11 protein-coding genes and 1 pseudogene are annotated in these 9,159 nt (G+C 68.7%); 4 read left to right on the top strand and 8 right to left on the bottom strand.

Going from position 1 to position 9,159, the window contains the following annotated elements:
• The first annotated feature begins 156 nt into the window (after positions 1 to 156).
• Positions 157 to 348, top strand: coding sequence for a hypothetical protein (locus tag ABY42_RS01245; protein ID WP_004973703.1), 192 nt, complete (start codon positions 157 to 159; stop codon positions 346 to 348).
• A gap of 67 nt (positions 349 to 415) precedes the next feature.
• On the opposite strand, the gene ABY42_RS01240 is transcribed toward ABY42_RS01245, so the two are convergent.
• Positions 416 to 676 carry a DUF7861 family protein gene (locus ABY42_RS01240; protein WP_050458502.1) on the bottom strand — a complete coding sequence of 87 codons (261 nt, stop codon included), beginning with the start codon at positions 674 to 676 and terminating at the stop codon, positions 416 to 418.
• A 3-nt stretch (positions 677 to 679) separates the two neighbouring features.
• Positions 680 to 2,293, bottom strand: a complete 1,614-nt coding sequence (locus ABY42_RS01235; RefSeq protein ID WP_050458501.1) for a spermidine synthase — start codon at positions 2,291 to 2,293, stop codon at positions 680 to 682.
• Between the two features lie 138 nt (positions 2,294 to 2,431).
• Between ABY42_RS01235 and ABY42_RS01230 the strand changes: the two genes are divergently transcribed.
• A complete protein-coding gene (locus ABY42_RS01230; RefSeq protein WP_050458500.1) occupies positions 2,432 to 3,118 on the top strand; it encodes a CRISPR-associated protein Cas4 in 687 nt (228 codons plus the stop codon).
• Between the two features lie 46 nt (positions 3,119 to 3,164).
• Here ABY42_RS01230 and ABY42_RS01225 read toward each other — a convergent pair whose 3' ends face one another.
• The 3 genes from ABY42_RS01225 to ABY42_RS01215 form a co-directional block, all read right to left on the bottom strand.
• Entirely contained in the window at positions 3,165 to 3,767 is a 603-nt protein-coding gene (locus tag ABY42_RS01225) for an L-threonylcarbamoyladenylate synthase (protein ID WP_050458499.1), read from the bottom strand.
• Positions 3,768 to 3,897: 130 nt separating this feature from the next.
• Positions 3,898 to 4,404 (bottom strand): redoxin domain-containing protein, encoded by a 507-nt coding sequence (locus tag ABY42_RS01220; RefSeq protein ID WP_004973723.1) that lies wholly within the window; start codon positions 4,402 to 4,404, stop codon positions 3,898 to 3,900.
• The gene (locus ABY42_RS01215; protein ID WP_004973724.1) at positions 4,404 to 4,667 is read right to left on the bottom strand and encodes a glutaredoxin family protein; all 264 of its coding nucleotides are present in this window, start codon (positions 4,665 to 4,667) and stop codon (positions 4,404 to 4,406) included. The genes ABY42_RS01220 and ABY42_RS01215 overlap by 1 nt, the downstream gene beginning before the upstream one ends.
• A 172-nt stretch (positions 4,668 to 4,839) precedes the next feature.
• Between ABY42_RS01215 and ABY42_RS01210 the strand changes: the two genes are divergently transcribed.
• Positions 4,840 to 6,246, top strand: a complete 1,407-nt coding sequence (locus tag ABY42_RS01210; RefSeq protein WP_049904991.1) for a hemolysin family protein — start codon at positions 4,840 to 4,842, stop codon at positions 6,244 to 6,246.
• Positions 6,247 to 6,342: 96 nt separating this feature from the next.
• Here the strand turns inward: ABY42_RS01210 and ABY42_RS01205 are convergent, their stop codons facing one another.
• The 3 genes from ABY42_RS01205 to ABY42_RS19670 are packed head-to-tail and all read right to left on the bottom strand — an operon-like array spanning position 6,343 to position 8,028.
• Positions 6,343 to 6,618 carry a hypothetical protein gene (locus ABY42_RS01205; RefSeq protein WP_004973728.1) on the bottom strand — a complete coding sequence of 92 codons (276 nt, stop codon included), beginning with the start codon at positions 6,616 to 6,618 and terminating at the stop codon, positions 6,343 to 6,345.
• Positions 6,615 to 7,814, bottom strand: coding sequence for an inorganic phosphate transporter (locus ABY42_RS01200; protein ID WP_050458498.1), 1,200 nt, complete (start codon positions 7,812 to 7,814; stop codon positions 6,615 to 6,617). Before ABY42_RS01200 ends, ABY42_RS01205 begins: the two co-directional genes overlap by 4 nt.
• Before the next feature lie 46 nt (positions 7,815 to 7,860).
• Positions 7,861 to 8,028, bottom strand: a complete 168-nt coding sequence (locus tag ABY42_RS19670) for a DUF7859 family protein (RefSeq protein WP_167321013.1) — start codon at positions 8,026 to 8,028, stop codon at positions 7,861 to 7,863.
• A gap of 96 nt (positions 8,029 to 8,124) precedes the next feature.
• Here ABY42_RS19670 and ABY42_RS01190 point away from each other — a divergent pair.
• Positions 8,125 to 9,100 (top strand): annotated as a pseudogene (locus ABY42_RS01190) (ArsR/SmtB family transcription factor).
• Positions 9,101 to 9,159: the final 59 nt, after the last annotated feature.

The following is a 9,159-nucleotide window of genomic DNA, read 5'->3' as shown; positions in this document are numbered from 1 at the left end:
GAAGAACAACGTGATGAGCCAAAGAGTGACAACCCTCGGATTTGAACCCGACGAGACCGAACGGAGTGAGGTCTCGGCACGGTTCAAATCCGGGCGGAGAATCGCGGGACGACGGCGAGAAGACTTTTGAGACGAGCGAGGAATCTCTCGACAGAGATGTCAATCCAGCCGCTCGATGTCCTCGGCGGGGTCATGTTCCTCGCCGGTCTCGCGGTCGTGACCGGCGTGGTCGCGTCCGCGGTCGCCCCGGGGCAGCGCCTCGGCGTCGGTGCCTCGCTCATGGTGCTCGGAACGGCCGCCGTCGCCGGCCCGCGTATGTATCAAAAAGCCCTCGAAACGACGAACTAACCGGCATCGACCCCCGGCCGACCCGTTTTCGGGTCGTCGGGTCGAGTTTGCGGTCGCGCTCGCGGAGTCACCGCCGCTTCTTTCGGTACCAGAACCGACAGCCGACGGGCGACTCGCCGGTGTCGATGTCGAGCCGGCTGAGAAACAGGTCGCGGACCGCGAGAGTGACGACCAGTTCGACTGAATCGTCTCCCTCGCGTCCGTTCTCGGCCGGGCGCGCGCGGACCACCCAGTGACCGTCGCGTTCGGCGACCGACTCGACGACGCCCTCGGTCCAGCGGTCGCGGTCGTGGGTCGGTTCCCTCGCGTGGATTCTGTCGTGAACCATCGGCTACGCCGCCCTCACGGCCGCACCGGTGACCGCGCTCCGAGTGGTTGCGTTCCTGTCGGCCTCGCGTTGTTCGGTCTCGTTCGTCCGCTGGACGACGTAGCGCTGGCCGACCATCGGGTCCAAGAGACTGTCGACGGGCGCGCGGTCGTCGGTGAGAAGCGGCACGTCGCCGGTTGGTTCGTCGTTCCGGTAGGACGTGAGTTCGGCCGCGAGGTCGATGCCGATGTCGCGGCGCTGGTTGCGCGCCTGTAGCTCCTCGGCCGTCACGAGCGTCTCGTCTTTCGTCGCCACGACCTCGATGTTCTGGACGACGACGCTCCCCGCGGTGGGGAAGCTGTACACCCGCGGGTAGACCGACCGCATCGTCTTGTACTCCGCGCGGTAGAACTGCGAAGCCGGGCCGCTCGGCGCGGAGATGACGTTGGCGAACAGGACGCCGTCCTCGTCGAGGCGGTCCGCGGTGAGCTGCATGAACTCCCGGGTCGTCAGCTGGAACGGGACCTTGTCCTTCCGGTAGGCGTCGAGGACGATGAGGTCGTACGTCCGGTTCGTCTCCCGGAGGTACTGCCGGCCGTCCATCGTGTGGACGTTGAGCCGCGGCGACTCCTCGACGCCGAAGTACTCCTCGGCGACGGAGACGACCTCGGGGTCGAGTTCGACCACGTCGACCGTCACGTTCGGGTACTGCTCCAAGAACACGCGCGGGCCGGTGAACCCGCCGCCGCCGACGAACAACACGCGGTCGATGTCGTCCGAGAGGAGGAAGGGGACGTGGAAGTACGAGGTGTAGTCGAAGACGTGCCGCGTCGGGTCGTCGAGGTCCATCGCGCTGTGGGGCTGGCCGTCGAGGTAGAGCGTCCGCGTCCCGCCCGAATCAGCGACGCGGAGCTCCTGATAGGCGGTCTGGGTGTGGTAGACGGTCGTGCCGCGGGAGTCGAGGCCGATGCCGCCGGTCAGCGACGCGAGGACGAGGACGGCGGCGATACCGACGCTCCAGACCGCCTCGTCGCGGCCGATGTTTGGCCGGGCGAGCGCGAGCGCCGTCACGACCGAGACGAGTCCGAAGACGAGCCCGATGTTGGTGACGCTCAGAGAGGGGATGAGGAAGTACGTGGTGGCGAACGCGCCGATGATGCTGCCGACGGTGCCGACGGCGTAGACGTGGCCCGACGCCGCACCCACGTCGGACCGCCCCGAGAGTTCGGCCGCGTAAGGGCTGATGAAGCCGAGGAAGTAGGTCGGCGGCCCGAACAGGAGCGTAATCGCCGGGAGCGACGCGAATCGGCTCGGGAGGGGGAGGCTCGTCGTCGACTGGATGAACAGGTCGCCGAGGAGGATGACGCCCGCGATGTAGGCCGCGGTACCGATGAAGACGCGGACGAGCGCGCCGTTCGAGGCCTCCGCGGCCCGCTGCCCGCCGCGGTGGTAGCCGAGACTCAGCGCCGCGAGGAAGACGCCGATGATGCTCCCCCACGTGTAGATGCTGCTGCCGAACTCGGGGGCGACCATCCGACCGGCGAGAATCTCCAAGCCCATGCTCGTGACCCCGGAGACGAACACGGCGAGTTCGGGACGCGTCATCCGGAGCCACGAGCCGGCGGCGGTCGATGCCATGTCAGTATGCCAAGGGGCGCGGCCGTATTAATTCACGCACGGCGGCGAGCCGGACGACGCGTGCGGGTGTTCGACCCCGCCGCCGCTGCGACGCGCTCTCGCGAACCTTCTTATCTGATAACGGAGCCAGCCCGACCCGTGTCCTCCCTCGTCGCCGCGTCCGACCTCGCCCGCGCCGCGTACTGTCCGCGACAGCTCTACTACGCCCGCCGCGACGACGACCGAGCGCCGCCGCCCGCGGTCCGCGAAGTTCGCGCGCTCGCCTTCGCGTACCCCGACCTGCTCGACGCTCCCGACGACGAACTCGCGGCGTGCCCGATTTCGGTGTCGCCGGCGGCGTACCGCGAGAACCTCGCTCGACTCCGCGAGCGCGACGACTGGGGCGCCCTCACCGACCCCGTCGCCCGCGACGCGCTCCTCGCGGGGAAGGACTGCCGCGGCGTCGCGCACAAACTCGTTCGGTCGCCCGGCGACGGCGACCACGACCAACCGACGGTTCCATCGCTCGTCTCGCCGGGCGAACCGCCCGAGCGCGGCGTCTGGGAACCCCAGCGCGTCCGGGCCGTCGCGCTGGCGAAGGCGCTCGCGTGGGAGCGCGAGGCGTCGATACCGCGGGCGCTGGTCGAGTATCCGGCGGTCGGCGTCGTGCGAACGGTCAGGCTCACCACGGGGAACAAGGCGGCCTACCGCCGGGCGCTCCGCGTCGCCCGCGACCTCGACTTCGTCCCGTCGCGGTTGCGGGACTCCGCGAAGTGCGAGTCGTGCGCCTACCGGGAGCGGTGCGGCGTGAAAACGTGGTCGTTGGCGTCGCTGCTCGGTCGGTGAGGGGGGGCCACGTCGCCGGCGGCGGGACGGCGACCGACGCCGCCCGCTACGCGTCGCTGTCGTGCTCGTCGAGCCACGCCTCGATGTCGTCGGCCATCGCGCCGCGGCGGTGGACGACGCCGCGGCCGGGGTCGACGACGGTGCTCTCGGTGCCGGGCGTCGTCCCGCCGTCGAGGACGACGGCGACCGCCTCCCGAATCTCGTCGGAGAGCTGCGAGGGGTGCGTGATGCTCCCGGTTCCGGAGCGGTTGGCGCTGGTCGCCGTGACGGGCGTCCCGGCCGCGCGGAAGAGGTCCAAGGCGAGTTCGTGGTCGGGAACGCGGACGCCGACGCGCTCTTTCCCGGCGACGAGCGCGTCCGGCAGACTGTCGCGTCGCTCCACGACGACCGTCACCGGCCCGGGGAGGAACCGGCGCATGAACGCCTCCTCGCGCTCGTCGGCGACGACGTGCTCCAGCGCGGCGTCCACGTCGGGGAAGCCGGCGGAAAGCGGTTTGTCTCGGTCGCGGCCTTTGATGTCGAAGACGCGTTCGACCGTGTCGGCGTTCGTCGCGTCCGCGCCCATGCCGTAGACCGTCTCGGTCGGATAGACGACCGCCTCGCCGCGGCGGATGGCGTCGGCGGCACGCTGTACGTCGTCGTCGCTCATGGACGAACGGACGCGCAACGGGCGAAAAAGCGTGACGAAACGGCGATTCCGTGCGGGGCGGAGACGCGGGTCGGCACGGACGGAGCCGAGGGCTCGGCCCGCGTGCGTCGCTCCGAGCGGCGGGGGCGACTTACAGGCCGGCGAGCGCGTCAGCGAGTTCCTCGTAGTCCGGGAAGTCCGGCCACTCGTCGGCGACCCAGCGGTACTGGACCGTCCGCTCCTCGTCGAGGAGGAACACGGCGGGGCGGTGTTCGGTGACGCCGGCCATCCCGTCGAGGTCGTGTTCGAGGTCGTAGTCGGCCGCGACGTCGGCCGCGGGGTCAGAGAACAGTCGGGCGTCCACGTCGCGTTCTTCGAGGAACGCCTTGTGCTCGTAGGGCGACGAGATTGAGACGCCGACCGCCTGCACGTCCGCCGGGACGCCGCGGTCGCGGAGTTCGTTCCAGACGTACGTCGCCGGGAACGCGCCCGCCATCGTGTGGAACACGAGGAGGACGGGGCCGTCGTCGGTGAGGTCCGAGAGGGACGCGTCCGCCCAGAACTCGTCGTTGACGAGCGGACGGGTGAAGTCCGGAGCGGTGTCGCCCGTCGCCGGCGCGTCGTGGTCGGGGAGGTCGACGACGTCGAAGTCGACCATCAGGCTCCCTCCCCGTAGGTGTTTTCGAGGTACTCGACGATGTTCGCCGACTCGGACATCGTGACGCCGGTGTTGTCGTCCACGATGGCCGGAACCGAGCGCTTGCCCGAGACGCGCTTGACGACGTTCCGGTCGGAGTGCATCGGCTCGACGAACCGCGACTGGTAGGCGAGGCCCTGGTCGTCGAGCGTGCGGACGACCCGCTCGCAGTACGGGCACGCCTGCAGTCGGTACAGCGTAATCGCCGGTTGCTCGTCTGCCATGGGCGGCTGTTGGGAAGAGCGTCGCCTAAGCCCTTCGCTCGCGGGCATCCGCGCCGCAATATCGGTTCGGCGTCGGTTCGCCGACCGGACCAGCGAGGGCGGACGAGACGCCGACCGAGAGGGGTTCGAGGGCAACTCTTAATTCCGGTCCCGCGCAAGACAGTGTAGTTACATGGGTTTGCCGCCGCTACAGTTACCACCAGCCACGACACTCGCGGCCGCACAGGTCTCGAACATTCCGCTGGACGACACGACGATAACGGTCCTCGGTGTGATCGGAATCATCGTCCTGATCGGCCTCTCGGCGTTCTTCTCCTCGTCCGAGATTGCGATGTTCTCGCTCGCAAAACACCGCGTCGACTCGATGGTCGAAGACGGTGTGCCGGGCGCAGAGCGGGTGAAAGCGCTCAAGGAAGACCCGCACCGGCTTCTCGTGACCATTCTGGTCGGAAACAACATCGCGAACATCGCGATGTCCTCGATATCGACCGGGCTGCTCGTCTTCGTCGGCTTCCAACAGGGAGAGGCGGTCGCAATCGCGACGTTCGGGATTACGGCGATCGTCCTGCTGTTCGGCGAGAGCGCGCCGAAGTCCTACGCGGTCGAAAACACCGAGTCGTGGTCCCTCCGCATCGCGCGGCCCCTGAAATACGCCGAGCTGCTGTTGCTCCCGCTCGTCGTCTTCTTCGACTACCTGACCCGCGTCATCAACAAGGTCACCGGCGGTCAGACCGCCATCGAGACGACCTACGTCACCCGCGACGAGATTCAGAACCTCATCGAGACGGGCGAGCGCGAGGGCGTCATCGAGGAGGAAGAACGCGAGATGCTCGACCGCATCTTCCGGTTCAATTCGACTATCGCGAAGGAGGTCATGACCCCGCGCCTCGACATGACCGCCGTCCCCAAGGACGCGACCATCGACGAGGCCATCGAGACGTGCGTACAGGCCGACCACGAGCGAGTCCCCGTGTACGACGGTAACCTCGACAACATCATCGGCATCGTCAACATCCGGAACCTCGTCCGCGAGAAGTACTACGGCGAACGCGGCGTCGGCATCGCCGACATCGTCTCGCCGACGCTCCACGTCCCCGAGTCGAAGAACGTCGACGAACTCATGGCCGAGATGCAGGACACCCGGATGCAGATGGTCGTCGTCATCGACGAGTTCGGGACCACGGAGGGGCTCATCACCCTCGAAGACATGGTCGAGGAAATCGTCGGCGACATCCTCGAAGGCGACGAGGAAGAGCCCTTCGAGGCGGTCGACGAGAACACCTACCTCGTCCGCGGCGAGGTCAACATCGACGAGGTCAACGAGATGCTCGACATCGAACTCCCCGAGGGCGAGGAGTTCGAGACGCTCGCCGGCTTCATCTTCAACCGCGCCGGTCGTCTCGTCGAGGAAGGCGAGGAAATCAGCTACAACGACATCGTCATCCGCATCGAGCAGGTCGACAACACGCGCATCATGAAAGCGCGCATCCGGACCAACTCAGGCATCGAAGCCGCCGACGGCAACGGCGACGACGAGAACGGCGGCGACGAGGAAGCGGAAGTCGAGCCCGACACCTGACCGGTCCGACCCGACAGAACCCGTTCGTCTCGACATCTGAACCCGATTCGTCCCCGCTCCGACTGAACTCGTTTTCGAACCGTCGTCCGCCGTGACTCACCCGAGGAGCGTAAACGAGAGAACCACGAGCGCCAGCGACGCCAGCGCGAGGAACGCCAATCCGGTCGCGTCGGCGGTGCCGTCGCCGAGGCGTCTCGCCCGCCCGCGGAAGCGAATCGCCAGCGCGAACGCGCCGAGTCCGACGGCTCCGAAGGCGAACCCGCGGAGCGAGATGCCGGTCACGACCGCCATCGCGACGTGGTAGACGCCGAAGACGGCCCAGAGGGCAGAAACGAGGGTGGCGAGCGCGACGCGGAGTCCACGAACGTTCACAGACCGAGTACGCTCGACACGAGCGTAAAGACGCCGTAGCCCAGCCCGAACGCGAGCGCGAGCGAACCGACCCACGCGAGCACCGTGTACAGCATCTTCCGCCGGGAGACGCCCGACCCGCCGGCGGCGTAGCCGGAGCCGATGATGGCGCTGACGATGATCTCGTTGAACGACACGGGAACGCCGAGGGCGACGGCGGTCTGGGCGATGGCGAACGAGGGAATCATCGCCGCGATGGAGCGCCGCGGCCCGAGCGAGGAGTAGTCCTGCGCGAGCGCCTTAATCATGCGCGGCGCGCCGGTCCACGACCCGGCGAGGAGGCCCACTCCGCCGCCGACGAGGAGCGCCGGGAGCGGGACCGCGACCACGTCCAGCAGGGGAACGAGCGGCCCGATAGCGAGGCCGACCTGACTGCCGCCCGCCGAGAAGGCGACGAGGCCGCCGAGGACGAGCAGGAATCGCCGCTGACCGCGGGTCTTGTCGGTCGTCACCCAGCGACCGACGACCGCGGCCGCGACGAGCGCGACGAAGAGGGAGGCGGCGACGAACCAGACTGTCTCGCCGAGGCCGACGAGGCCGGTCGCCTCGACTGCAGCGGCCCGGGCGACCGAGGCCGAGCCCGCCGCGCCGCCCAGCCCCGCGAACTCCATGTTGGCGACGAGCAGGCCGACGATTCCGGCGAGCGCGGGGACGGTCCACTGCTCGGAGACGCCGTCGGAGCGGAGGAGTCGGGCGGTCGCGTACGACGCCCCGCCGCCGACGAAGGGGGTGAGCACCCACAGCGAGACGATTTGCTGGTACTTCGCCCACGCGGGGTCGCCGCCCATGGCGAGGCCGACGCCGACGACCGCGCCGGTGACGGTGAAAGCGGTGGCGATTGGGTAGCCGGCGAAGACGCCGAGCGCGACGAGCACCGCCGCGGTGATGAGCGCGACGACCGCGGCCCCCGCGGTCAGCGTGACGCCGCCGATGAGTTCGGTGCCGACGGCGTTGGTGACGTTCGCGCCCTGGAGGAACGCCCCGGCGAACCCGAGCAGGCCGACGATGAAGCCCGCGCGCATCACCGAGATGGCGTTGGCTCCGACCGCGGGCGCAAAGGGCGTCGAACCCGACGACCCCGCGCCGATGGCCCACGCCATGAACAGGCTGGCGAGGGCGGCGACGACGAACGTGGCGAGCGTCGCGGCGGCTACCACGGGGCGACACCTCGGCGGTCGTCGGCGTCGGCTGTTGTCCCGTCCATCAGCGGCGGCGCGCCTCGTCGTACCCCTCGCTCAGGCCGAGGAGCGTCCGACGGACGAGGAGATACCCGAAGAAGACGAAGAGCAACAACGCGACGAGCAGCCCGACGAACACGGGATTCCCCGCGAGAAAGTCGACGAGGCCGTCTACGACCAAAGGGTCGGTCATGTGGATGGGTTCGGCGGGCACGAGGTATAGCAATTTCGGCGACGGGTCGTGAAAGAATACGAACACTCATGGGAAAACGCGAGTAACGCCGATTTGATGGCCGACCTCATCCCCTCCAGCCCGGGCGACCCGGACGACAACCGGGACGACCGAGACCCCAAGGTTATCGGCCTCGACAGCGACGAGGCGGACGACCTGCTCGGAGCCATCTCCTCGTCGACCGCCCGGTCGGTCCTCGCGTCGCTCCACGAGTCGCCGGCGACGCCCTCCGACCTCGCCACCGAGGTCGACACGTCCCTCCAGAACGTCCAGTACCACCTCGGGAACCTCTCGGAAGCGGGGCTCATCGAGGTCGCGGACACGAGGTACTCCGAGAAGGGACGCGAGATGAACGTGTACACCCCCGCGGACCGGGCGCTCGTCGTCGTCGCCGGGCGCGAGGACGAGACGAAGGGGCTGAAAGGCGCGCTCACGCGCCTCATCGGTGGCGTCGGCGTCCTCGGCATCGGCGCGGCCGTGGTGAATCGGCTCGCTCGAACCGAGTCGGTGCTCCCGTTCGGCTTCGGTACCTCGGCCTGCGGACGGCGCTGGCGGTTCGAGCGACGCTGGCGGTTCCGAAGCCGGCCAAAGCGGCGGGTCGGGCGGCGACCTCAACGCGACATATCAGTCCGAGTCGGCCGACGCGACGACCGCGGCGGACTCGACGACGCAGACGGCGACTGAGACCGCGACGACGACCGACGGCGGCGGCGGGTTCAGCATCGCCGAGGCGACCACGACGGCGGATTCGACGACGCAGACCGCGGAGGCGACCCGGACCGCGGCCGAGACGACGCGGACGGTGACGGAAGCCACGCAGACCGCCGCTGAGACCGCGACCGCGACGCCGACGCCGACGGCGGTTCCGGACACGACGGCCGCACAGACGGCCACGGAGACCGCGGTGCAACTCACGAGCGGGTCGGGCGGACTCGCCGAGACTATCGGGTCGCTCTCGCCGGGGACGCTGTTCTTCCTCGGGGGGCTGACCGTGCTTCTCGCGTGGGTCGCGGTGGGCGTGCTGCGTGACTAAAACGGTTGTTTGAGCTTACGGTGCGTATTTGATACCGTCACCCGTAGGAGTGAGTACGA

It is taken from the genome of Haloferax gibbonsii, from assembly GCF_001190965.1.
Lineage (GTDB): Archaea > Halobacteriota > Halobacteria > Halobacteriales > Haloferacaceae > Haloferax > Haloferax gibbonsii.
This window is presented reverse-complemented; position numbering and strand designations above follow the sequence as displayed.

Coding starts and splice junctions, on each gene's coding strand:
- ABY42_RS01225 (WP_050458499.1), bottom strand. CDS start 3,767: ATGAGCGACGACGACGTACAGCGTGCCGCCGACGCCATCCGCCGCGGC.
- ABY42_RS01235 (WP_050458501.1), bottom strand. CDS start 2,293: ATGGCATCGACCGCCGCCGGCTCGTGGCTCCGGATGACGCGTCCCGAA.
- ABY42_RS01220 (WP_004973723.1), bottom strand. CDS start 4,404: ATGGTCGACTTCGACGTCGTCGACCTCCCCGACCACGACGCGCCGGCG.
- ABY42_RS01210 (WP_049904991.1), top strand. CDS start 4,840: ATGGGTTTGCCGCCGCTACAGTTACCACCAGCCACGACACTCGCGGCC.
- ABY42_RS01245 (WP_004973703.1), top strand. CDS start 157: ATGTCAATCCAGCCGCTCGATGTCCTCGGCGGGGTCATGTTCCTCGCC.
- ABY42_RS01215 (WP_004973724.1), bottom strand. CDS start 4,667: ATGGCAGACGAGCAACCGGCGATTACGCTGTACCGACTGCAGGCGTGC.
- ABY42_RS01240 (WP_050458502.1), bottom strand. CDS start 676: ATGGTTCACGACAGAATCCACGCGAGGGAACCGACCCACGACCGCGAC.
- ABY42_RS19670 (WP_167321013.1), bottom strand. CDS start 8,028: ATGACCGACCCTTTGGTCGTAGACGGCCTCGTCGACTTTCTCGCGGGG.